The 24,081-nt window shown below is 66.3% G+C and carries 16 protein-coding genes and 3 tRNA genes; 7 read left to right on the plus strand and 12 right to left on the minus strand.

Annotated features, from left to right (window positions below):
- Positions 1 to 24 precede the first annotated feature (24 nt).
- Together ACW5IY_RS08640 and ACW5IY_RS08645 are read left to right on the plus strand one after the other, a co-directional pair.
- Positions 25 to 2,958: a TonB-dependent receptor gene (locus tag ACW5IY_RS08640; RefSeq protein WP_049434747.1), complete on the plus strand. Its 2,934-nt coding sequence runs from the start codon at positions 25 to 27 to the stop codon at positions 2,956 to 2,958.
- A 10-nt stretch (positions 2,959 to 2,968) separates the two neighbouring features.
- Entirely contained in the window at positions 2,969 to 4,564 is a 1,596-nt protein-coding gene (locus tag ACW5IY_RS08645; protein ID WP_049434745.1) for an alkaline phosphatase D family protein, read from the plus strand.
- A gap of 100 nt (positions 4,565 to 4,664) precedes the next feature.
- On the opposite strand, the gene ACW5IY_RS08650 is transcribed toward ACW5IY_RS08645, so the two are convergent.
- Both ACW5IY_RS08650 and ACW5IY_RS08655 read right to left on the minus strand, forming a co-directional pair.
- Positions 4,665 to 6,773: a phosphocholine-specific phospholipase C gene (locus tag ACW5IY_RS08650; RefSeq protein WP_049434742.1), complete on the minus strand. Its 2,109-nt coding sequence runs from the start codon at positions 6,771 to 6,773 to the stop codon at positions 4,665 to 4,667.
- 8 nt (positions 6,774 to 6,781) lie between these two features.
- Positions 6,782 to 9,160 (minus strand): TonB-dependent receptor domain-containing protein, encoded by a 2,379-nt coding sequence (locus ACW5IY_RS08655; RefSeq protein WP_049434740.1) that lies wholly within the window; start codon positions 9,158 to 9,160, stop codon positions 6,782 to 6,784.
- 150 nt (positions 9,161 to 9,310) lie between these two features.
- On the opposite strand from ACW5IY_RS08655, the gene ACW5IY_RS08660 reads away from it, so the two are divergent.
- Positions 9,311 to 10,837: an OmpA family protein gene (locus ACW5IY_RS08660; RefSeq protein WP_049434778.1), complete on the plus strand. Its 1,527-nt coding sequence runs from the start codon at positions 9,311 to 9,313 to the stop codon at positions 10,835 to 10,837.
- Between the two features lie 12 nt (positions 10,838 to 10,849).
- Here ACW5IY_RS08660 and ACW5IY_RS08665 read toward each other — a convergent pair whose 3' ends face one another.
- Positions 10,850 to 11,776 (minus strand): c-type cytochrome, encoded by a 927-nt coding sequence (locus ACW5IY_RS08665; RefSeq protein WP_049434738.1) that lies wholly within the window; start codon positions 11,774 to 11,776, stop codon positions 10,850 to 10,852.
- Positions 11,773 to 13,119, minus strand: coding sequence for a c-type cytochrome (locus ACW5IY_RS08670; RefSeq protein ID WP_049434736.1), 1,347 nt, complete (start codon positions 13,117 to 13,119; stop codon positions 11,773 to 11,775). The genes ACW5IY_RS08665 and ACW5IY_RS08670 overlap by 4 nt, the downstream gene beginning before the upstream one ends.
- A 183-nt stretch (positions 13,120 to 13,302) precedes the next feature.
- Between ACW5IY_RS08670 and ACW5IY_RS08675 the strand changes: the two genes are divergently transcribed.
- Positions 13,303 to 14,421 carry an alpha/beta hydrolase gene (locus ACW5IY_RS08675; protein WP_049434734.1) on the plus strand — a complete coding sequence of 373 codons (1,119 nt, stop codon included), beginning with the start codon at positions 13,303 to 13,305 and terminating at the stop codon, positions 14,419 to 14,421.
- A gap of 81 nt (positions 14,422 to 14,502) precedes the next feature.
- On the opposite strand, the gene ACW5IY_RS08680 is transcribed toward ACW5IY_RS08675, so the two are convergent.
- Entirely contained in the window at positions 14,503 to 15,642 is a 1,140-nt protein-coding gene (locus ACW5IY_RS08680) for an MFS transporter (RefSeq protein ID WP_049412669.1), read from the minus strand.
- 184 nt (positions 15,643 to 15,826) lie between these two features.
- Between ACW5IY_RS08680 and ACW5IY_RS08685 the strand changes: the two genes are divergently transcribed.
- Together ACW5IY_RS08685 and ACW5IY_RS08690 are read left to right on the plus strand one after the other, a co-directional pair.
- Positions 15,827 to 16,522 (plus strand): alpha/beta hydrolase, encoded by a 696-nt coding sequence (locus tag ACW5IY_RS08685; RefSeq protein WP_049434731.1) that lies wholly within the window; start codon positions 15,827 to 15,829, stop codon positions 16,520 to 16,522.
- A gap of 132 nt (positions 16,523 to 16,654) precedes the next feature.
- On the plus strand, positions 16,655 to 18,853 hold the full coding sequence (locus ACW5IY_RS08690; protein ID WP_049434730.1) for a TonB-dependent siderophore receptor: 2,199 nt from the start codon (positions 16,655 to 16,657) through the stop codon (positions 18,851 to 18,853).
- Positions 18,854 to 18,966: 113 nt separating this feature from the next.
- Here the strand turns inward: ACW5IY_RS08690 and ACW5IY_RS08695 are convergent, their stop codons facing one another.
- A complete protein-coding gene (locus ACW5IY_RS08695; RefSeq protein ID WP_049434728.1) occupies positions 18,967 to 19,668 on the minus strand; it encodes a pirin family protein in 702 nt (233 codons plus the stop codon).
- Between the two features lie 140 nt (positions 19,669 to 19,808).
- On the opposite strand from ACW5IY_RS08695, the gene ACW5IY_RS08700 reads away from it, so the two are divergent.
- Entirely contained in the window at positions 19,809 to 20,729 is a 921-nt protein-coding gene (locus tag ACW5IY_RS08700; RefSeq protein ID WP_049434726.1) for a LysR family transcriptional regulator, read from the plus strand.
- A 538-nt stretch (positions 20,730 to 21,267) separates the two neighbouring features.
- Here ACW5IY_RS08700 and ACW5IY_RS08705 read toward each other — a convergent pair.
- The 6 genes from ACW5IY_RS08705 to ACW5IY_RS08730 all read right to left on the minus strand — a co-directional run bounded on the left by ACW5IY_RS08705 (position 21,268) and on the right by ACW5IY_RS08730 (position 24,069).
- Positions 21,268 to 21,344: transfer RNA gene (locus ACW5IY_RS08705), tRNA-Arg, on the minus strand.
- Positions 21,345 to 21,376: 32 nt separating this feature from the next.
- Positions 21,377 to 21,453: transfer RNA gene (locus tag ACW5IY_RS08710), tRNA-Arg, on the minus strand.
- Between the two features lie 58 nt (positions 21,454 to 21,511).
- Positions 21,512 to 21,588 (minus strand) — tRNA-Arg (locus tag ACW5IY_RS08715).
- Positions 21,579 to 22,505, minus strand: a complete 927-nt coding sequence (locus ACW5IY_RS08720) for an alpha/beta hydrolase family protein (RefSeq protein ID WP_049435111.1) — start codon at positions 22,503 to 22,505, stop codon at positions 21,579 to 21,581. The genes ACW5IY_RS08715 and ACW5IY_RS08720 overlap by 10 nt, the downstream gene beginning before the upstream one ends.
- Positions 22,502 to 23,311, minus strand: a complete 810-nt coding sequence (gene thiD / locus ACW5IY_RS08725; RefSeq protein ID WP_049486958.1) for a bifunctional hydroxymethylpyrimidine kinase/phosphomethylpyrimidine kinase — start codon at positions 23,309 to 23,311, stop codon at positions 22,502 to 22,504. Before thiD ends, ACW5IY_RS08720 begins: the two co-directional genes overlap by 4 nt.
- Positions 23,312 to 23,400: 89 nt before the next feature.
- A complete protein-coding gene (locus ACW5IY_RS08730) occupies positions 23,401 to 24,069 on the minus strand; it encodes a YoaK family protein (RefSeq protein WP_049435110.1) in 669 nt (222 codons plus the stop codon).
- Positions 24,070 to 24,081 lie beyond the last annotated feature (12 nt).

Genomic DNA, 24,081 nt, shown 5'->3' on the forward strand with positions numbered 1-24,081 from the left:
CCTTCTCTCTTCCAAGGACCCGTGATGCGCAACACGCTCTACCTGTCGATCATCCTCGCCCTGTCTCCCTGCAGCGTGCCGCTGGCGGTCGCGGCCACTGCCGATGGCCTTGAGGCCCGCGTTTCGGCGCCGATCGCGGCGCAGCCGTTGGCACGTGCACTGGAGCAGTTGTCGCGCAGTTCCGGGGTGCAGTTCCTGTATTCGGGCAGTGGAGAAGTGCACATGGCCGGCGCGGTGCCGCGCGGTGCCACCGTCAAGCAGGCGCTGGATGCACTGCTGGCCGGTACCGGCCTGAGCTACACCGTGGTCGATGGCAATGTCATCGCCATCGATCCGGCACCCGTAAGCAACGCGCCGAAGCCGGCCGCGCCGAAGCCGCGCGAGGCCGAGGCGGTGGTCGCGCCGACCCTGGACACCGTCAAGGTGATTGCCGCGCACGAGGTGATCGACCAGAAGAAGACCTCGCCGGTGATCAAGGATTCGGTGGTCTACGACGAGATGGACAGCTACGGCGACGAGACTCTGGCCGAGAGCCTGATGGCCGCTCCAGGCCTGAGCGCGGTGGAGGATGCCGGTGAGCCACGTTACGTGACCGTGCGCGGCGTACAGGCCAACCTCAACTACACCACCATCGATGGCATCGCGATTGCCAGCGTGGGAGGCAGTGGCTCCGGCGAGCGCATGAACAACCTGCAGCTGATTCCCAGCGACATCGGCACCCGTACCGACATCTACAAGAGCTTCAGTGCGGAGCAGGCACCGGATGCGATCGGCGGCGTGATCGACATCATCAGCCGCAGTGCTTTCGACCGGTCCGGCAAGTACGTGTTTGCCGATGTGGCAGGCATCTATTCCACCGCCGAGACCAACGTCGAGCGCAGCGCTGGCGGCAACCACGAGACCCTGGGTCACTTCGGCAAGAGCGCCAAGATGGTGTTCTCCAACCAGTTCGGCGCCGACCAGGAATTCGGCATCGTTGCGGTGGCGCGCTATGAACAGCGCTCGCGCAACAGCGTCAAGCGCTGGGTGGAGTCGAACTACTACTACAACGATGCTGGCAAATACCTCACTGACGGTACCACGGGTCCGGACGAGGCCAAGGGCTGGAACGGGCTGCGTGCGCCTGGCAACTTCAGCACCGGCACCTATACCAACTTCATCACCAACTTCGGCGGCTCTGCCAAGCTCGAGTGGAAGCCCTCGGATGATCCGTTCTACGCATCGCTGCTGCTGTACTCGTACCGGTTCTACGAGAACTCGACGATGAACAAGACCGATCTGTACGGCAATGCCAAGTTTCCGATCCGTAACCAGACCGGGGACAGCGGCATCACCCAGATCAACAGCATCTACATCAAGAACCGGCACGACCGCTGGGACCGCAACAACCGCGGTGCCATCGCCAGCTTCAACTGGGATATCGGTGATCGCTCGCGGCTGACCCTGCGCGGTGGCCACACCGAAGAGACCTTCCACAACAACCAGGTCTACTGGGGTGTGCGCGCCTACCCAAGCAATCTGTTCGTCGACTACGAGAACGACAGCCACGGGTTCCCCAACGCGGTGGCGGTTTCCGATTCCAGCCTGCTGACCAGCTCGGCGTTCAAGCTCAACCCAGCACAGGCCTATGTCTCCCCGCGCGATGCCAAGGAGAGCATCGACAACCTGCGCGCCGACTTCAGCTACAACATCGACGCCGATGCGCGTGGCTTTGGCCTGGCCGCCGGTGCCGAATACCGCCATCTGAAGATCTGGCAGGACATCGACTTCGACTACTACAAGAGCAGCGCGACACTGAACGATTACCTGTACCCGGGTTCGACGCTGCTGGGCAGCGTGCCGGGCTTCCCGCTGATCGACAACCGCAAGTGGAACGAGGAGCTGCTGCCAAAACTGGGCAACAACAATGCGGCGTATCCGAATGCCAACTTCACCAGCGACTACAAGTACGTGGAGGACATCACCAATGCCTATGTATCCGCGCACTACGCCTGGGACCGGTTGCTGCTGATCGGCGGCCTGCGCTACGACCACACCCGCTTTGATGCCTACAGTCCATTCAGCGACGATGGTGGCACCACCTATACCTCTGCCTTCCGAACGACCAGCGGTGGCTACAACAATCTGCTGCCCTCGTTGAACGCAACCTTCAAGCTCACCGAGGACCAGCGCCTGCGCTTCTCCGCCAGCCGCACGCTGGGCCGGCCGACGCCGAGCAACATCGCCCAGGCCACCAGCACCAGCTGTGGCGATGACGAGGAGGGCAGGGGCTTCTGCACCATCAAGCAGGGCAATGCGGATCTGCAGCCGCGCCGTTCCACCAACATCGACCTGGCGTGGGACCTGTACTTCAACGGCAACAACGGCCTGGTCTCGGTGGCGCTGTTCGACAAGGTGATCAAGGACGACATCTACACCCTGACCACCTTCGAGAACGTGGGTGATGCCCGCTACCGGGTGACCCAGCCGATGAACACCGATGAGTCCACGCTGCGCGGTGTCGAGTTCGCGGTGGCCAACCGCAACCTGCAGTGGGGCCGCCAGCGCTTCGACATGTACTTCAACGCCACGCGGCTGGAAGGCCAGACCAACTACCGCATCAGTGATGGCACCGAGCGCCGCCTGGACCGCCTGCTGTACCAGCCGGACTGGTCGCTCAATGGCTCGGTGATCTGGCGCATGCCGTGGAAGAGCGCGCAGCTGCGTTTGTCCGGCACCTACCGCAGCCGGATGCTGGTCGACTTCGGCGACACCCAGTGGCTGGATTCCTACTACGACCCGTACATGACCTTCAACATTGCCTTCAGCCACAAGGTCAGCAAGCACGTGACGCTGAAGTACGAGGCCAAGAATCTGTTCAACACCCAGCCGACCTACAGCACCGGTCCGAACGGGCGCTTCCGTACCGAGATCGACGACTACGGCCGCTTCTTCTACTTCCACATCATCTACAACTGAGGGCGCAGCCGTGGAGACAATCAATCGCAGGCGATTCCTGGCCCTGGCCGGCCTCTCTGCCGCCGGTGCCTGGATGGGAACGGCACACGCGCTGGCCGCGCAGGCCGATGCCACCGCGCTGAACCCGCGCAACCTGCTGGCCAAGCCGCGTTTTGCCAGCACACCCTTCACCCTGGGCGTGGCCTCGGGTGATCCTTCGCCCGATGGCATGGTGCTGTGGACGCGCCTGGCGACCGAACCGCTGGTGTTCGGCGGTGGCATGCCGACCCGGCCGATGGCGGTCGAGTGGCAACTGGCAGCAGACGATGGCATGCGCAAGGTGGTGCGCCAGGGTTCGGCAATGGCGCATCCCGAACTCGGCCACGCCGTGCACGTGGAGCTGGACGGATTGGCGCCCGGACGGTCCTACTGGTACCGCTTCACCGTAGGCGGCCACGCCAGTGCGGTCGGTTGTACCCGCACGCTGCCCGCAGCCACGGCCGCAGTGGATCGCGTGCGCTTCGCGGTGGCCGGTTGCCAGCACTACGAAGAAGGCCACTACACCGCGTGGCGGCGCATCGCCGAGGAACCGCTGGATTTCGTCTTCCACTACGGTGATTACATCTACGAAGGCGAAAGCCAGCCGGGCCTGCGGAAGATGAACGGCCAGCCGTTCACCAACCTGCGCAACCACGTCGGCCCGCAGATCTACACGCTGGATGATTACCGCCGCCGCTATGCCCAGTACAAGAGCGATCCCGACCTGCAGGCCGCGCATGCGGCGGCACCGTGGTTCGTCACTTTTGACGACCATGAAGTGGACAACAACTGGGCCGGTGCCGAAGACCAGGATGACACGCCCAGCGAAGTGTTCCTGCTGCGTCGCGCACAGGCGTTCCAGGCCTACTACGAGAACATGCCACTGCGCCGCTCGGCATTCCCGCGCGATGGCCACATGCAGATGTACCGGCGCGCACGCTACGGCACGCTGATGGACCTGCACCTGCTCGACACCCGCCAGTACCGCAGCAAGCAGGTGAACATGGCGCTGCGTGAGGAGGTGGAATCGCCGGAGCGCAGCATTGTGGGGGCGAAGCAGGAGCGCTGGCTGTTGGACGGCCTGGCCGATGCTGCACCACGCTGGCACACGATCGCCCACCAGGTGGCGCTGGGCAACTACATGCGCGAGAAGGACGGCGTGGTGCAGTCGTCCGACGACCAGTGGTCAGGCTATCTGGACAGCCGCCGGCGTCTGCTTGACCACATCCAGAAGGTGGGCTTCGGCAACGTGGTGACCGCCTGCGGCGACGCGCATCGCCACTATGCCAGCGATCTGGTGCAGGACCACCGTGACTCGGGCGTGATCTCCAGCGAGTTCCTCGCCACGTCGATCACTTCCGGCGCCGATGGCCAGGGTGTGGACGCGTATGCCAGGAACCAGCTTGCGCACAGCCCCTATCTGAAGGCGACCACCGACAAGCGTGGCTACGTGCTGTGCGATGTCACCCGCGATGCGTGGATCGGCGACATGAAGACGCTGGATACCGTGATGCAGCCGAATGGCGCGGTGCAGAGCTGGAAGCGCTATGCGGTGGAGCATGGCCGGCCGGGGCTGCAGGAAGCCTGAATCTACCGGTCTACCCTGTAGAGCCGAGCCCATGCTCGGCTGCTCTTCGATAGCTGACCGGAAAAGCAGCCGAGCATGGGCTCGGCTCTACAGAGATCCTTCAATCGTGATCGAAGCGCAATGGCTCGCTGCCCATCGCCGGATCACTGGTGCCGGGGCGCCCATCCTCGGCGCGGCCGGCCAGGCGCAGGGCACTGTCGCCCGCACCGACGAGCAGGTCGTACCAGCCTGCGGTGGGCGTTGCGTCCCACGCCAACGCGGTCTCTGCATGTGCGGGCAGCACCAGCGTCTGCTCGGGCATATGCCCGGCATAGGCGCCCGGCTGCACACGCACCTGCTGCGCGCTGTCACCCAGATTGCGCAGGCGGAGCCGCAGTTGGCCATCCGCACGATCGGTTGAAGCCTGCACGGCAGGACCCGTGGCCGCTCCCTGGAAGTGGCGGTGGAAGCCGTTCGGGCCCAGCAGCCACAGGTCATAGCGACCCTGGGCGTCCAGCGGCCAGCGCTCGCGCAGCGGCATGCCCGGCAGCAGCGTGTAGCGGCGTGGCACCGCATCCAGCCGCAGCCGGTCGTAAACATGCAGCACTGCTGCTGCGCCTTCGCAGGACAGCGCCAGATCCACACCCGAGGCGTCGACAGCGGCAATCGATGCCTGCGGCCGGTAGGGCAGGGCACGCGCCGGGCGTACACCGCTTTCCTGTTTCGCCGGCTTCAGTCCCTCGGGCAACGCGGGCACGGTGCGTCCCGGCAGGGCGGCGGCACGCGCGGCCACCGCGCTCACGTCCGGCAGGCCGCGTACGAACGGGCGGGTATCGCGCTGGGCGAAGTCGAACGCGTTGCTCAGGTCACCGCAGACCGCGCGGCGCCACGGCGAGATGTCCGGTGCGGCCACACCGAAGCGACGTTCGATCAACCGTATGACCGAGGTGTGGTCGTACACCTGCGAATCGACCCAGCCACCGCGGCTCCACGGCGAGATCACATACAGCGGCACGCGCGGACCCAGCCCATATGGGCGGCCACGCAGTTCGGCGAGGTCGTACTTCTCGTCGCCCGGTGCCGGATGGCGGTGGTACTCGCCCTCGGTACTGACCGAAGACGCACCTGCCCAGCCGGTGCCCAGCGGTGAAGGCGGTGCCGGTGGCGGCATGTGGTCGAAGAAGCCGTCGTTCTCGTCGAACATCAGCAACAGCGCGGTGCGGCTCCACACCTCTGGATCGGCGGTCAGCGCGTCCAGCACGCGCGCGGTATAGGCCGCGCCCTGGGCGGGGCTGGAGGGGCCGGGATGCTCGCTGCCGGCCGCGTCGGCGATGATGAAGCTGACCTGCGGCAGGCGCCCACCGATCACGTCCTGGCGCAGCTGCGCCAGGCCACGGGTGCTGACACCGCGTGCGCGCAACTGCGGGTCATGCCCCGGCGCGGCGCGATGGGCCTGGCGGAATACCTCGAAACCGGCCAGCGGGTTGTCGGTGAAGTTGTCGGCCATGTCCTGGTAGATCTGCCAGGACACGCCGGCGTTCTGCAGGCGCTCGACATGGCTGGTCCAGCGGTACGACGCCGGGTGCCCGCCCTGTTCGGGGAAATTGTCGTGCGAGTTGGCGATCACCGGGCCGCCAGCACGCGCGTGTGCATCATTGTGGCCGGTCCACAGGAACACCCGGTTCGGGTTGGTGCCGGCCTGCATCGCGCAGTGGTAGGCGTCGCAGATCGTGAAGGCGTCGGCCAGGGCGAACTGGAACGGCAGGTCGCTGCGCTGGAAGTAGCCCATCGAGTGGTTCTGCTTGGCCTTCGGCCATTGCCCCATGCGCCCGTGGTCCCAGGCACGCTGTGCGTCCGGCCAGGTGTGCGGTGTGCCCTCCACCCGCATGTAGCCGAAGTGCGCGGCGGTATCCAGCGGGAACGGTGCGATCGCGCGCTGGCCGCTGGCATCGGGTTGCAGCCACAGGCTGCGGGTGCGGCCGCCGGCCTGCAGCGCCGGCGCAGGGGCTACGAAGCGGTCGCCGAAACCACGTACCCCCGGCAGCGTGCCGAAGTAGTGGTCGAACGAACGGTTCTCCTGCATGAACACCACGATGTGCTGCAGGTCTTCCAGGCTGCGCGTCTGCGCGGCGGGGGCGATCGCTGCTGCCCGGGCAATGCTGGGCAGCAGCGGGGAAAGGCCGGCGGCAACGCCGGCCTGCAACAACCGGCGTCGGCCGATATCAGTCACGGGCTCACTCACAGGTCCACGCGGAAGGAGATGCCGACGGTGCGCGGGGCGCCGATGAAGGCATTGTCGCGGCCGTCCACCCCTGCAAGATACCGCTTGTCGGTGAGGTTGCTCACCACCAGGTTGGCGCCCATGCCCTTCAGGCGTGGCGACAGTCCCTGCAGGTCGAAGCCGATGTTGGCGTTGAACACGGTGGCGGAGGGCAGCTTGTTGACGTTGGCGGCGTCGAGGTAGCGCGTGCCCAGGTAACGGCCGGACAGGCCGAAGTTCCAGTTCGCGCCCTGCCAGTCGGCCGACAGCACCAGGGTGTTTTCCGGCTGGCCGATCACCTTGGCGCCGTCGACGATGCCCAGCTGGGTATCGCGTGCTGCATCGCCACTGCCCAGGTACTTGGAGCGGTTGTAGGTGTAGGCGGCGTTGAGCCGCCAGCCGTTGTCCCAACCATAGCCGAACGCGGCTTCCAGGCCGTTGCTTTCCACGCCGCCGAAGTTCTCGTAGACACCATCGGTCTCGCCCAGGTAGTCGATGCCACTGACGAAACCTGCCGGCAGATAGACGATGCGGTTGTCGAACTTGATGTTGTACAGCGTGACCGAGGCGGTCAGCGGCCAGCGGCTGATGCGCATGCCCACTTCGATGTTGTCGGCGGTTTCCGGTTCGACGTTGCGGAAGCGCTGCGGGTCGGTCTCACCGAGCACACCGGACGGGATGGCGGCGAAGTTCTGCGAGAAGCCGGCGAACAACTCCATGCCTTCCACGCCTGGCGCCCAGGTGAAGCCGGTGGACAGCAGCGGATCTGACCTGGAATCGGAGGTCACGTGCTCGCTGGCACCGATCACGCGGCGGCGCGACTGGTCGACGAAGAACTGCTTCACGCCCAGGCGCGCGCTGAACGGACCGAAGCGGGCCACGTCCTCGACGTAGTACATCTGCTCGTCGACCTTGTACTTGTCCTCGAACTGCACCCAGTACGGCTGGTGGTCGAAGTCGATGCTCTGGCCGACAGCGAGCAGGCGATGCCAGTCGCGGCGCGCCGAACGGTCCAGCTTCTCCACCCACAGGCCGCCACGGATGGTGTTGTCGACCGCGCCGAAGGTCTGTCGCCACTCGACGTCGGCGGTCACGCCCATGCGGTCGTTGTCGTAGTGGGTATGGCGATACGACTGCGCGCCCAGCACATTGCCGGCGTAGCAGTTCGGATCGTACTCGGCGGTGAAGCCCAGCCGCGGCGTGCAGCTGGCCAGGCGCTGTGCGGCGCTGCCATCGGGATTGACGAAGAAGATCTGGCCACGGTTGCTGCCGCCGTACACGGTTTTTCCACCGATGTACTCCGACTCGGGGCGGCCCGCGCCATCGTCGTTGACCTGCGCCAGGTACGGCGGCAGCCAGTCGCCGCGGCCCTGCATGCGGTGGCCATAGGCGGCCACCGAGGCTTTGAAACCATTGCCGCCGTCAAAGGCCGCACGCAGGTAGCCGAAGGTGTTCTCACGCAGGGCGCGTGAACCGGAGCGGTAGTTCTGGTCCAGGTAGGGAATGCCGGTGAGGGTGCCGACCAGGTTGTCGCGCTCCGGGTTGGTTGCGAAGCCCTTCGGCGAAACACTGGTGTATTCGGGCTCGTCGGCATCGTTGTAGGACAGGTAGCCGGTCAGCGTCCAGCGATCCAGTTCGGTGATGAACTTGCCGGCGATGTGGTCGTTGCTGGCGTGGCCGGTACCATCGATCCAGTCGTGCACCTTCGACGAGGAGGCGCTGACCCAGGCGCGGGTGTGGCCGCCGAGCAGGCCGGTGTCGTAGCGCACGTAGTACTTGCGTGCCTCGTTGTCACCGGCGCCGACCACGAAGCGCAGGCGGCTGTCCTGCAGCGGGTCGCTGGTGAGGAAGTTGAGCGTGCCGCCCAGCGCCTCGTTCGAGCGCGAGGAGATATCGGCGGTGCCCTGGCTGACTTCCACCGTCTCCAGGTCGAGGGTGTCGATGTAGCGGTTGGCCAGCGAACCGCCACCGTAGCCGGAGCCGCCGTTGGGCAGGCCGTCGATGGTGGTGCCGATCTGCTGCGTATCGCGGTTGGTGACGAAGCCACGCATGCTGATCTGCGTGCCCCACACCGACGCACCGGTGGCATCGGCCTCGCTGACCACCACGCCCGGCACTTCATTGAGCGCATCGTTGACGCTGCTCATCACCGTCTGCCGGTTGAGTGTTTCCGCGCGCACCGAGGTCTTGGCGTAGCTGGTGGCCTGGCCGATTACCTGTACCTGGTCCAGGGTACGGGCATCGCTGCTGCGCGCTTGGCCCGTATCGCCCTGCGGTGCTTCTGCGAGGGCGTCCAGGGCGGGGGCGATCAGCAGAGGCAGCAGCGAGACACGGGGAAAACGCGCAATCGTTCGCATCGAAACCGGACCTTCAGAGGGAGGAAACCCCGGAGTGTCGGCAGCGGCAATGACATCGGCATGACGTGCCGGCGCAGGAACGATGGCACTGTGGGGGCGGTCACGGCCTTCGGGTATGCTCGGCGCTTCAATGGACCTGAGGTGGTGGCGATGCAGAAGCGATCGAAGATCTGGCTGAGTGGTGCAGCCCTGGTGTTGCTGGCAGGGTGCAACCGGGCGCCCTCGGATGGAGAGGTGGCACCGCCTGCGCCAGCCACGGCGGATGAGACCGCAGCACCGGCCGCCGCCCCAGCGGGTTCAACAGCCGCCGCCGATGGCGCCGCACTCATCGACCGTGAGGGCAAGGCTGTGCCGCTGGTGCCCTTCGACCCAGCCAGCGTGCCGCTGAGCGACGCTCCGCTGGGCAAACTGCCGTTCTTCAGCCTGCCGCAGGGCTATGCGCCGCAGAACGCCCACCCGCGCGCCTGGGCGCGCTTCCCGTTCCGGCTGGGCAACGGCGTGCATTGGGTGGAAGGCCCGAGCTGGTCGGCACGCATCGTGACCGACAGCGATGGCGCACCGGACAAAGCGTTTTCCGCCCTGGAAGTACAGCGCAACTTCGACGGCGTGATCACCGCCGCCGGTGGCCGCAAGGTCTTTGAAGGCGCGCTGCTGCGCGACATCTACTACGGCCCGCAGCTGGAAGGCGAGATCGGAGGTGGTTTCATCGATGCGGTGAACGGTGAGCAGGAAGCTCCCACTACGGTGTACGTGCTGCGCCAGGCCAATCGCACCGTGTGGGTGCAGCTGGCAGTGGACAGCAATGGCGCTGGACTGGTGGTCGTGGATGAAGTGCCGTTCAAGGCCACTGCGCAGTGGTCGGATAGCTTCCCGCACCTGTCCCCGCCGGCCGGTTATCGTGACCGGAACAAGCCCGAGCAGCGTGATTTCGATGCCTTCCCGTTCTGGACCGGTGATCACTTCGAGCAGGTCGAAGGCCGCACGTTTGCTGCCGACTTCGACAAGGGCGAGCGTGAGTACTCGATGCATGAAGTACGTCGCAACCTGCAGGCGTTGATGGCCCAGGTCAACGGTACCAAGGTGTTCGAGGGGCGCATCCCGCGCGAGGCGGCCGAGAGCGTGCCGAAGCAGGTGCAGTCGTCCTATGGCAACGCGGCCAGCTACAGCTGGGACAACTATGACACCGTGGTCTACCGTGTCGATCTGGCTGATGGCCGCCAGGTGTGGGTGCACGCGCGCCTGGAATACCTCAGCGCAGGCTGGGTGGTGGCCGAGCGCAAGGGCTTCACCCAGACCGCGGCGCTGCTGCCGGCCGATGCGTTGAAGAAGAAGCTGGACAGCGATGGCCGCGTGGCGATCCAGGTCAACTTCGCCACCGACAAGGCGCAGATCCTGCCGACGTCCGAACCACAGCTGGCGCAGGTGCTGGACCTGCTGCGTGCCGATCCCTCGCTGAAACTGTCGATCGAAGGTCACACTGACAACAGCGGTGCCGCGGCACGCAACCGTAGCCTGTCGGAGGATCGCGCGGCATCGGTGGTGGCCGCGCTCACCGCAAAGGGCATCGCCGCCGACCGCCTGCAGGCGGCCGGATTCGGCGCCGACAGGCCGGTGGCTGACAACGGCAGCGAAGAAGGCAAGGCACGCAACCGGCGGGTCGAGCTGGTCAAGCGCTGACCCAGGGGGTGCTCAGTACCGCGCGTCCTTGGGTTTCGGGTCGCGCGGCCAGTCCTTGGCCTTGTTGGCGAAGTCCGGCCGCGGCTGGTTGATGAAGTAGCTGGCGATGTCCACCGCATCCTGGTCGGGCATCACCTGCTGCCCCAGTGGCGGCTCGCGGGTCACCGCCGGCGGCATGTTGTGCTTGACGAAACCGGCGGCCTTGTACAGGCGTGCCATGCCGGCGCCGATGTTGAAGCTGTGGTCACCCCATAGCGGCGGGAAGGCGATGTCACCGCTGGCGTCGCGCCGTCCTTCGCCGTTGTCGCCATGGCACGCGGCGCACTGCACGGCGTACAGCGCCTGGCCACGGATCGGGTCCGGGGTCAGCGTGCTGTCGATGGGCCCCTCACTGGGGGCGGCCACCTTTGCACCCTCTGGCACAGGACCGCTCAACCACGCCATGTAATCGAGCATCGCGCGCATCTGCGGCGAGTCCTTCGGCAGCGGCTTGCCGTTCATCGAACGCTGCAGGCAGCCGTTGATGCGCTCGGTCAGCCCGATCACCTTGCCCGGACGCGGCATGTAGCGCGGATAGGCGCCGCCGCCGGTATTGAAGTAGTGGTTGCCGAAAGGCCGCTTGCCCTCGGCCATGTGGCACGAGTTGCAGTTCAGATCGTTGCCGACATTGTCCGGCAGCAGCCGTGCGGTCTCGTTGAGGAGGCGGCGACCCAGCATCACCGATTCGGCATTGCCGAGCCCGGCGATCTCTTCGGCGCTGGGCGCGTGGTAGTGGCCGACTACCTTGCCCTGCGCATCAAGGATATCGATCGTGCTGGCCACAGCGGCATCCAGATCCGGGTACAGATGACGGTAGGCGAGGGTACCGGCGCCGGCCAGCACCACGAGGCTGATCGCACTGCCGATCAGCAGGCGGGAACGTCTGCGCGAACGCTTCATCGTGCGGCCTCCTGCGGAACGTAGTGCACCGGCTTGTCGCGCACCACCCGGCGCATCCGCGCCACATCGACCTCGTTCACTGCGCTGGCCTGGTTGCCCCAGCTGCTGCGGATGAAGGTCAGGATCTGTGCCAGCTGCGCGTTCGGCAGCTGCTCGAAGCCCGGCATGCTGAAGGCCATGCGGTCATGCGGGGTATGCGGCGTGCGGCCACCGATCAGGGTCACCTGCACCAGCGAGCTGGGGTCATCGGCGAACACGATCGAGTTGCCGGCCAGTGCCGGATAGACGCGCGGCATGCCGCGGCCATCGGCGCGGTGGCAGGCCTGGCAGTGCTCGGCATAGGCCAGCGCACCGGTAACACGGTAATCGCCGCCGCGCAGTGCGGCGGTGGTCGTATCGGTGCCGGGCGACCACTGCGCGCTACGCCCTTCGCGGGCGGGCAGCTGCTTCAGGTAGCGGGCCATCGCCAGCAGGTCAGCGTCGGACAGGTACTGCGTGCTGTGCTCGACCACATCGGCCATGCCACCGAAGGCCGCCGATCGATCGGTACGCCCGGTGCGCAGGAAGTCGACGATCTCGCCCTCGCTCCAGCTGGCCAGGCCGGTCGATTCATTGCGCAGGTTCTTCGCGTACCAGCCTTCCAGCACCGAGCCGGACAGGAACTGGCGGCTGCCATCATCGGCCATCGCCTTTTCCTGGAAGGCCAGCCCGCGTGGCGTGTGGCAGGCGCCGCAGTGGGCCAGGCCTTCAACCAGTTCGGCACCGCGCTGCTGGCCGGCATCCAGCGACGGATCCGGGTTGAAGCTGCGCGGGCGCGCGAACAGCAGCTGCCACCAGGCCAATGGCCAGCGCATGTTGGCCGGCCACGGAATCGTGCTGTCGGCGTTGTCCTGCTTCACCGGTTGCACCGAGCCCATGAAATAGGCGTACAGCGCCTTGATCTCGGCATCGCTGGCGATGACGTACGAGGCGTATGGCATTGCCGGATACAACGGCTGCCCATCGTGACGGATGCCGCGACGGACCGCGCGCTCGAAGTCGGCGTAGTCGTAGGCGCCAATGCCGGTGTCCGGATCGGGCGTGATGTTGGTCGAGTAGATCGTGCCCATTGGCGTCTGCATGCCGAGGCCACCGGCGAACGGCTTGCCGCCGGGCGCGGTGTGGCAGGCCGCGCAGTCGGCCGCGCGCGACAGGTACTGTCCCTGCGTGATCAGCGCCGGATCGTGGATGTCGACCTGCGCCGTCTGTCGCGGTGCGAACCAGTAGGGCGTGGTGCGGGCGATGCCGTAGGCGGCGGCCAGCGTGGCGGCCAGGGCAATGGCGAGCTTGAACGAGGTGCGCATGGCGGCACTGTGGGCACTCCCGCGCGCGCGTTCATTGATCCGAATCAATGACTGAACGGATACAGCTTTTACACCAAGCTGAATCGTTCCTGCGTTGTCATCAAGCCGTCATCCGCGCGCGATAGATGGCCCACGCCCGCGTCGCTAACCTGCAACGCTGTCGCACCCTTTCCCCGATTGCCCATGAAGCGCCTGCTGCTGCTGTTGCTGGCGTGCGCCGGCCTGTGGCTGGCTGCATGCTCATCCTCGATCAACGCCTCGTCCACCTCGCTCGCCGACCGGCTGATCGCACCGGGTGGCGTATCGACCCTGCTCGATCGTCCGCGCATTGCCGCGGCCATTGCCGAACTGCCTAATCGCCACGGCTTCGCGCCGGGCCGCGATGGCGTGCCGATCTTCTGGCGTGTGTTTGATCCCGGCGATTACGGCGCGCGTTACCACTACCTGCCGCAGCGCCACGAGAACGGCTTGCCGCTGGATACCGGCCTGAGCCTGGCAGTACCGCGACCGTTCCGCGCGCAGGCACCGCGCGGCACCGTGGTGCTGCTGCACGGCTGGATGATGAACGGTGATTCGATGCTGCCGTGGTCGTTGCAGCTGGCCGAATCCGGCTACCGCGTGGTCACGCTCGACCTGCGCAACCATGGACAGTCCGGCGCTGGCCCGTCCGGCTATGGCACCTATGAATCGGATGACGTGGTCGATGTGATCAGCGAGCTGCGCGCACGTGGTGAAGTGACCGGCCCGCTGTACCTGTTCGGCGTGTCCTATGGCGCGGCCACGGCGGTATTCACCGCCGACAAGCTCGGCGACCAGGTGGAAGGCGTGGTGGCGATGGAATCGTTCGCCAATGCGGGTGTGGCGATCCGCACGATGATCCCGCACCTGATGGGACTGCAGCCGGAAGGCCTGAAGGCGCAGGCGGTGGCGTCGTACGCACGTTGGCGCTATGGCGGCCAGGACATCAACCAGGTGATCGCCGCCGCCAGCCGCCGCATCGACGTCGATCTGGACCGCGTGGATGTAGCGCGCGCGCTGGCCGATACCCGCGCCTGCGTGCTGCTGCTGCACGGGCAGGGCGACCAGCACATACCGGTCAGCCAGGGCCGTGAACTGGCCCAGGCCAATCCGCGCGCGCACTACATCGAGATGCGCGGCGAGGACCACATCACCCTGCCGCTGCGGCTGGATCTGCTGGCCGGAGTGGTCGGCGACTGGATGGCGCGCGACGAGCACCATCCGCAGAGCGCCTGCCCGGCACCGCAACTGCCGGCCCAGGCCGAGTGGCTGACGCGCAGCTGAGAAAAGGGGACGGAGGGGATCAAGTCGTTTACCGCACACCAAGGCAGGAAACGACTTGATCCCCTCCGTCCCCTTTTTCTGTCAGGCCACCCGTCGTGCCAGTGCTCGCGCGGATGCGGCTACGCCCAGCAGCAGCGCGGCCACGCAAAGGAAGGCGAATCCGAGGCTGGTGCCGTGTGCCAGTGCACCGATCGCTGCCGGGCCGGCGAGGATGCCGGCGTAACCCAGCGTGGTCACCGCAGTGATGGCGATGCTCTCCGGCATTACCCGCTGCTGGCCGGCCATCGAGAACAGTGCCGGCACGATATTGGCGCAGCCCAGCCCGACCAGCACATAGCCCGCCAGCGCCACCGGGAACGACGGTACCAGCGTGGCCAACGTGAACCCACCTGCGGCGGTGATGCCGCCGAAGACCAGGGTGCGGGTCCGACCGAGGCGCTCGACGATGCCGTCGCCGAACAGGCGCATCGCGGTCATTGCCAGGGTGAACAGCGCGAAGCCGGCGCCGGCCTGGTCACGCGGCACCTGCCGCACTTCGGCCAGGAACACCGCGCTCCAGTCCAGCATCGAGCCCTCGGCGAGGAACACCACGAAGGCCAGCACGCCGATGAACAGCACCACGCCGTGCGGCAGCGCCAGCAGTGGGCCTTCGTGCAGGATCCGTTGCGGTCGCCAGTGCGGCGCCGACAGCACCGCGACCAGCAGCAGTGCCGCCACCGACACCAGCGCGGCCAGCCACAGCGGTGTACCCAGGATCAGCAGGCCGGTCATGCAGCCGGCGCCGACGAAGCCACCGATGCTGTAGAAGGCGTGGAAGCCGGACATCATTGCGCGCCCGGCGTCGCGCTCGACCGCGACCGCCTGCATGTTCATCGCACAATCCAGCGCACCGACGCCGGCGCCGAACACGAACAGGGCCGCGCCCAGCGCCACCGGCGAGGGCGCCAGCACCAGCAAGGGCAGGGCGCACAGCATCATCGCGCAGGTGATCACCATCACCCGTCGGCAACCCAGCCGCCCGGTCAGCGCGCCCGCCAACGGCATCGCCAGCAGCGAGCCGAGCCCGAGGCACAGCAGCACGGCGCCAAGGCTGGCGTCGGACAGCCCGGCCTTGGCCTTGGCGTAGGGCACCATCGGCGCCCACGCGGCGGTGGCGAATCCGGGAATGAAGAAGGCGGCACGGGTGGCGTGCTGCTGGGCACGTGGGGATGAAGGCGTCATGCGCGATGCGAAGCTCCAGGGGACTTTCATGAAGACGTTTTCAGGCCGGATCGGCAAGTGCCATGCGTGACATCGGGCGACGCATACGATTGCAGTGACCCGATCGCGTCACCAGCGATTAACGTCGCCCACGGACAGTGGCTGCACGGTCGGCACCCCGCCGGCCGCTGCCGGAGATCCGTACATGAGCACGACACCGACCATCCTCCTCGTCCATGGATTCTGGGGCGGGGCCGCACACTGGGCCAAGGTGATCCTGGAACTGCATCGCAACGGCCACGACCGTGTGCAGGCGGTGGAACTGCCGCTGACCTCGCTGGCCGACGACGCAGGACGCACCCAGAAAATGATCCGGCAGATCGACGGTCCGGTGTTGCTGGTCGGCCACTCCTATGGCGGCGCCGTGATCAGCCAGGCCGGAAACGAGCCCAACGTGAAGGGCCTGGTCTACATCGCCGCTTTCGCGCCTGATGCCGGCGAGAGCCCGGGTGGCATCACCCAGCAGCACCTGCCGGAGGCGGCACCGAACCTGGCACCGGACAGTGATGGCTACCTGTGGCTGCGTGCGGACAAGTTCCATGAGAGCTTCTGCCAGGATCTGAGCGAAGACGAAGGCCGGGTGATGGCCGTTACCCAGAAGGCGCCGCTGGCCAGCACTTTCGGCGATACGGTCAGCGAACCCGCGTGGAAGCACCGGCCGAGCTGGTACCAGCTGTCCCGCCACGACCGTATGATCGCGCCGGAAAACCAGAAGGCCATGGCCGCAAGGATGCAGCCCAAGCGCCTGCTGGAGCTCGATGCCAGCCATGCTTCACTGGCCTCGCAGCCGAAGGAAGTGACCGCGCTGATCCTGGAGGCCTGCGCCGCCATCGGCGGCTGATCCCGCGCCAGCACACCGCACGACAGCCGGGGCGCAGGGGAGTACACTCCTGCGCCTGCGGTCATCCGGCCGCTCCCCTCTCTTCCCTCCAGCCGCCGCCAGAGGATCCCACCCTATCGTGGAGGTCCCGCCGTGCTGTCTGTGCCTGTCCGTTTTCCGCGCTTGTTTCCGCGTCGCCTGCCGCTGCCGCATGCACTGGCTCAAGGCCTGCTGCTGCTTGCACTGAGCAGCGGCACCGCTGCTGCCCAGTCCACCCAGGACGAGGACAAGGCCAAACCGGCACCCGCCTCGCAGACCCTGCAGACCGTGCAGGTCACGGCCAACCTGCTCGGCACCATCACCGAGGGCAGCGGCGCCTACACGCCCGGCACCATCGCTACCGCCACCCGCCTGGTGCTGACGCCACGGCAGACCCCGCAGACCATCAGCGTGATCACCCGCGCACAGATGGATGATTTCGGCCTGCACGGGATCGACGACGTCATGCGGGTGACCCCCGGCATCAGCATCGTCACCTACGACAGCGAACGCACCGAGTACTACGCGCGTGGCTTCGCCGTGCAGAACTTCCAGTACGACGGTATCCCGATGTCGCGTGACTCGGCCTACTCGGCGGGCAACACGCTCAGTGATACCGCGATCTATGACCGCATCGAAGTGCTCAAGGGCGCGACCGGCCTGTTGACCGGCATGGGTGATCCGGGCGCGACCATCAACCTGGTGCGCAAGAAGCCGGGCAAGGACTTCGCCGGCAGTGCCTCACTGGGTGTCGGCCGCTGGGATGACTACCGCGCCGAGCTTGATGTGGGCGGTCCGCTGACTGCCGATGGCCGCGTGCGTGGCCGTGCCGTGGGCGCCTGGGAAGACAAGCGCTCCAGCCTGGACAACTACCAGCGCACCAGCAAGGTGGGCTATGCCGTGCTGGAAGCCGATCTGGGCGAACGCACGCTGCTGTCGGTCGGTGGCGACGTGATGGACAGCGACCCGAAGGGCTCGACGTGGGGCGGCATTCCGCTGCTGGACAGCGCCGGCAACTTCAACCGCATGCCGCGCTCGTTCAACAATGGTGCGCAATGGGCCGGCTGGCGCCAGTACGTGCGTACCGGTTTCGCCACGTTGGAGCACACGTTCGCCAACGATTGGATTGCCAAGCTGCAGCTCAACCACCAGGTCAACGGCTATGACGCCGCACTGGCCGGTGCCGCCGCTGGCAATCCCGATCCGTTGACCGGCGAGGGTGTCAGCCTCTGGCTCGGCAAGTACGTTGGCAAGACCGTCAGCAATGCCGCCGACTTCTATGTGAGCGGGCATTTCGGCCTGTTCGGGCGTGAGCATGAGCTGGTGGTTGGCGGCAGTGCCTCGCGCAAGCGCTGGACCAATACCGGCTACGGCCCGCAGGCGGGGTTCCCGGATACGGTGCCGGACTACCGCAGCTGGAATGGCGACATTGCCGAGCCGCAATGGCAGCGCAGCTACGACAACAATGAAATGACCCGCGAGAACGGCCTGTACGTGGTCGGCCGCTTCGACGTGGCCGATCCGTTGAAGCTGATCGTCGGCAGCCGTCTGGCCAGCTACCGTTCGCCGGACACGCGCGAGACCGGCGTCTATGTGCCGTATGCCGGCGTGGTCTACGACCTCGGCGAGCACTATTCGGTGTATGCCAGCTACAGCACCATCTTCAAGCCGCACAGCGAGCGCGACGAGCAGGGCAAAGCGCTGGATCCGCTGGAAGGCCGCAGCTACGAGATGGGGCTGAAGGCCGAGTTCTTCGATGGACGCCTCAATGCCAGCGCGGCGCTTTTCCAGCTTGATCAGGACAACTTCGCCCAGCCTACCGGCGGCAAGACGCCGGATGGCCAGGATGCCTACCGCGCGTTGATGGGCGTGCGTACCAAGGGCTATGAGCTTGAAATGTCGGGCCAGCTGGCCGAGGGCTGGCAGGTGCAGGGTGGGTTCTCCCACAAGATCGCCCGCCAGGCGGGGACCAAGGTGACCACGCTGGAACCGGAGAACCAGTTCAGCCTGCACACCAGCTATCGCCTGCGCGGTGCTTGGCAGGGGCTCACGCTGGGTGGTGGCGCACGCTGGCAGGATTCGACCTTCGGCGAGATCACCAATCCCGCCACCCAGGCCAAGGTGGTGCATCGCACGCAGCCTTACTGGTTGCTCGATGCGATGGCGCGCTACCAGTTCAACGATCGCCTGTCGGCCACGGTCAACGTCAACAACCTGCTCGACAAGCGGTACTACACGATCTTCAACTGGTACAGCACCTACACCTGGGGCGAGCCGCGCAATGTGCGGCTGACCTTGAACTACAGGTTCTGACGCGGGTTTTGTAGAGCCGAGCCCACGCTCGGCTGGCTGTCAAACCGCAGCCGAGCATGGGCTCGGCTCTACACATACGCCCGCGATGCTTTTCGGCATCGCGGGCGTTGTGGTTACAGCGGCAGGTCGAACACCAGCACTTCGGCATCGTTGCCGTTTTCCAGCGTCAATTGGGCTTCGTCGCTGACCTGCAGTGCATCGCCGGCTTCCAGGGTGATGCCGTTGACCTGCAGCTGGCCACGCGCCACCTGTACATAGGCGCCACGACCGTTGCCAAGCGCATGGTGCAGCTTCTGGCCGCCGTCGAGGATGGTGGCGAAGATGCGGGCATCCTGGTGGATGCGCAGCGAACCGTCGGCACCGTCCGGCGAGGCGATCAGGCGCAGCTGGCCGCGCTTGGTCTCCGGTGCGAAGTGGGTCTCCTCGTAGGACGGCGTGATGTTCTCGGTATCCGGGAAGATCCAGATCTGCAGGAAATGCACGGTCTCGTCGGCCGAGTGGTTGAACTCGCTGTGGCTGACGCCGCTGCCGGCGCTCATGCGCTGCACGTCGCCGTAGCGCAGCACCGAACCGGTGCCCATCGAGTCCTTGTGCTCCAGCGCGCCACCCAGCACGTAGGAAATGATTTCCATGTTGCTGTGGCTGTGGGTGCCGAAGCCCTGGCCGCCGATCACCTTGTCTTCGTTGATCACCCGCAGCGGGCCGAAGCTGACGTAGCGAGGGTCGTAGTAGTTGGCGAAGGAGAAGGTATGGCGCGAGGACAGCCAGCCATGCTCGGCCAGGCCACGGGTAGCGCTCTTGCGGATCTGCAGCATGATGGAATCTCCTTGTTCGATGGTTTCGATAGGGCGGGGTGGGCCGGTAGCCGCTGTGTTTCCCCCTTGAAGAGAAGTATCCGCTTGCGCCCGGGGTTTGAAAAACGGATAGTTTTGACAGCCATCATCGAAAAATTCGAATGCTCAAGCTCAGCCTCGATGCCCTGCAGATCCTGGATGCCATCGACCGTCGCGGCTCCTTTGCCGGCGCCGGCAAGGCCCTGCACAAGGTGCCCTCGACCATCTCCTACACTGTGGCCAAGCTGGAGGAGGACCTGGGCGTGCAGCTGTTCGACCGGGTTGGCCCGCGCGCCGAGCCGACCGACGCCGGCCGCGCGCTGCTGGACGAGGGGCGGCACCTGCTGCGCGCCGCCCGCGAGCTGGAACTGCGGGTACGCAGGGTGGCGTCGGGCTGGGAGACCGAACTGACCCTGGCGGTGGACTCGGTGTTCCCGACCTGGCTGCTCGGCCCGGACATCGCCGCGTTTCGTGAGGCCGAGGCACCGACCCGGCTGCGATTGATCGGCGAGGCCCTGTCCGGCACCTGGGAGGCCCTGCTGGACCGCCGTGCCGACCTGCTGGTCGGCGCGCCGGGCGAGGGCCCGAGCGGCGGTGGCTACGTGGTCGAGCCGCTGGGCACGGTGGAGTTCGTATTCGCGGTCGCGCCCGAACATCCGTTGGCCAACGTGCCTGGCGTGCTGGGTCGCGAGCAGCTGGTCGAGCACTGTGCGATCGCGGTTTCCGATTCGGCGCGACGGCTGCTGCCGCGCACGGTCGGCCTGCTGATGGGGCAGGAGATGCTGACGGTGCCGGACATGGCCAGCAAGCTGAAACTGCAGTGCGAAGGCGTGGGTTTCGGCTTCCTGCCCGAGCCGTGCGCGCGCGCTGCGGTGGCGCGCGGCCAGCTGGTGATCCGTGAAGTAGAGGAGCACAAGCCGGAAGAGACCTTCTGGCTGGCCTGGCGCACCGGTGAAGATGGCGCGGCACTGCGCTGGTGGCGCGAGCGCCTGCGCAGGCCGGAGCTGCTGTCGCAGTGGTGGCAGGCAATGGCCAGGGGGTAGGGGTTTGGCAGGGCTGCGCCCTGCACCCGCTACGAGCCAGAGCAACAGCAACAGCAACAGCAGAAGCTGGTTTGCTGAGGGGTGGCGGGGTGGGTCCGGTTGCGGGGGCCGCTGCAAGTACGTCCATGTAAGCTCGGTCGCCGCATCCATGCGGCTCACGCCCCCGCAACCGGACCCACCCCGCCTTCGATAGTTTTCCGTGAACTGTCCGCACTTCTGTAGAGCCGATCTGACGGATATCGAAACATTCGAACTCGATGGAGATTCATCCACGCATGGCGTGGATCCATCAGATCGCGGAAATCTGTCAGAGGTGGGGCGGCATGGGCAGGCAGGACCGTTGGCGGCATGGATGCCGCCATCGAGCCCCCATGGATGGGTTTACGGCGTGTCCTGCCTGTCCATGTCGCCCCGCCAAACCACGGAATGCCAGCTTTTGCTGTTGCCTTGGCTTGAAGCCTCTGCAGGTGCAGGGTGCAACCCTGCCGGAAAACACACATAAAAAAACAGCAGGCCGAGGCCTGCTGTTTCGGTGTAATGGTGCGCCCGGAGAGATTCGAACTCCCGACCGCCTGGTTCGTAGCCAGGTACTCTATCCAACTGAGCTACGGGCGCCAATTACATAAACTTGTTGTGTTGATTGTGTATGGTGCGCCCGGAGAGATTCGAACTCCCGACCGCCTGGTTCGTAGCCAGGTACTCTATCCAACTGAGCTACGGGCGCGCGGTACACAATCAAATTTTAAAACATTTCCAGCGGCGGATGCTGAAAACCTGTCGAGTGGTGCGCCCGGAGAGATTCGAACTCCCGACCGCCTGGTTCGTAGCCAGGTACTCTATCCAACTGAGCTACGGGCGCCCTGCGACAGGAGCGGAATTATGCGGATGTCGGCGCGTACCGTCAACAGTTTTGTGAAAATTTTCATCCAACTGAATGAAAAAGCTGTCAGCTACGGCCTCCGGCGCCTTCAACCACGCGAAATGATCGGCGCGCGTGCCCAGTTCCTGCGCGGACAGCACACGCAGCTGCGCGTCCACATTCGGCAGCTTCGCCAGCAGCGTCTGCATCGATCCGGTGGGTGCCAGCCAGTCGTGCTCCATCAGCACGGCCTGTGCGCTGCCATGCACGCGCGTCATCTGCGCATCGAGGTCTTCGTCCATGCCGGTCGCGGCGTAGTGGTTGTTCAGGCCCACGCGCGCCCAGTCGGCAATCAGCCCGCGCGCTTCGGTGCCACCAAAGCCGAGGCGACGCCCATGCAGCACACCCTGGCGCTGCGCGATCCACGGCAGGAAGCGGTAGACCAGTGGCAGCAGCCAGCCACGCGGTGGCGGGAACCCGCGCCAGAACGGTGAGCCACTGGCGGCCAGCCACAGCCGGTTGAAGTAGTGCGGGTTGCGGCCGGCATGCACGCAGGCCAGCTGCCCACCGAGACTGTGTCCACCGATGATCCAGGGCAGGGCGCCGGCATCGTCATCCGCTGCAGCCAGGACCGCCTGGCTGGTCGGCAGATCCTGTTCGAGTACCTGGCGATAGCCCCAGTCCTGCGTGCGCGACGGGCGCAGTGAGCTGCTGCCGTTGCCGCGCCACTCGTGCAGGTAGACCGCCACGCCCTTCGCCGCCAGCGCCAATGCCAGTGGCAGGTAGTGGCGCGCGGCCACGCCCAGTGCCGGCAGCCACAGCAGGCGTGCGATGGGCTGTGCGGGCACGCAGGCGATCACTTCGTAGCGATGGCCGTCAGCGCACTGCACGGCAAGGACGTCCGGGGTGAGGCTCATGCGTGTGGCGCCGCGCCGAAGTGATCGAGCACCAGCACCTCGCTGCGGCCGGGGGTATAGCCCTGCTGCAGGCCGCGCGCAACGTAGTCGATGCCGGCTTCGCAGGCATTGGCCAGGCTCAGGCCGTTGCACAGCTGCGCGGCGATGGCCGAGGCCAGCGTGCAGCCGGTGCCATGTGCGTCCAGCGGCAGGCGGGCGTGGATGAATTCTTCGCTGCTGACGCCGTCGAAGTAACGATCGATCACGCGATTGCCCTCATGCAGGTGGCCGCCCTTCAGCAGCACCGCGCCGGCACCAAGGTCGAGCAGGGTGGAGGCAGCCTGTTCGGCGTCATCGCCGTTGCCGATCTTCCGGCCGATCAGGAGTTCTGCTTCCGGCGTATTCGGCGTAACCAGCGTCGCCAGCGGCAGCAGGCGCTCACGCATGGCCTTGAGCGCACTTTCCTCCAGCAGGCGCGCGCCACTGGTGGCGACCATCACCGGGTCCAGCACCACGTGTGGCGGGCGGTGCTTTTCCAGTGCGTCGGCGACGGCATGGATCACCTCGGCGTTGGCCAGCATGCCGAGTTTCACCGCATGGATATCGAAGTCATCGAAGCAGGCTTCGATCTGCGCCTGCAGGAATGCGATCGGTGGCACATGCACGGCGGTGACGCCACGGGTGTTCTGTGCGGTCAGCGCGGCGAACACGGCCAGGCCATGCACGCGGTGCGCGGCAAAGGCCTTGAGATCGGCGGGGACGCCAGCGCCGCCGCCGGAGTCGGAGCCGGCGATGGTAAGGGCGGAAACGGGAGTGGTCGGGCTCATCCATCGATTGTGCCGTGGTCACCCGTGAGGGAACAGTGCCAACCGGACGGTCGCCCAGTAGACCCACGCCATGCGTGGATGCGCTTCACTCAATGCCGCCAACGCGCCCACTGCTGGTACACCACATAACCCAGCCCGGTCAGGCCGGTCAGCAGGGCAGGGGCGAGCAGGGCGTCGTACTGCCAGCGCACGAACAGCCAGGCGCCGATGATGCCGCCGGCGAGGAAGCCGCTGATGATCAGGCCGCTGAGGGTCAGGCGGCGTACCTGCAGCGGCAGCCCACGCAGCAGGTGGCCCAGGCCGATGCCGAGGTCGGTGAACATGCCGCTGAGGTGGGTGGTGCGTACCACCGCGCCACTGAAGGTGGTGGCCATCGCGTTCTGCAGGCCGCAGGCCATGGCAGCGGCCAGTGCGCCCCAGATCTGGTGCTGTTCGAACAGCGGAATGGCGATCAGCAACAGCGCCGATTCCAGTGCCAGCGCCACGCCGTAGCGCCGGCCCAGCTGCAGGGCGCTGTCCTGGATCAACAGGCCGCTGAGCATCGCACCCAGCGAGAACGCGATCAGCAGTCCCCACAGGTGGCCGACCGCGCGCCAGTCACCCTGGGCCAGCGCCATGCCGAGCTGGCTGGTGCTGCCGGTCATGTGGCTGACGGCCTGGTGCTCGAAACCGAGGAAGCCGACCACGTTGACCATGCCGGCCACGCACGAGAGCGCGACCGCGCCGATCCAGACCCAGGTGGGCAGGCGTATTCCCATCGGCGGGGCCCC

It is taken from the genome of Stenotrophomonas sp. C-A (genome assembly GCF_054030835.1).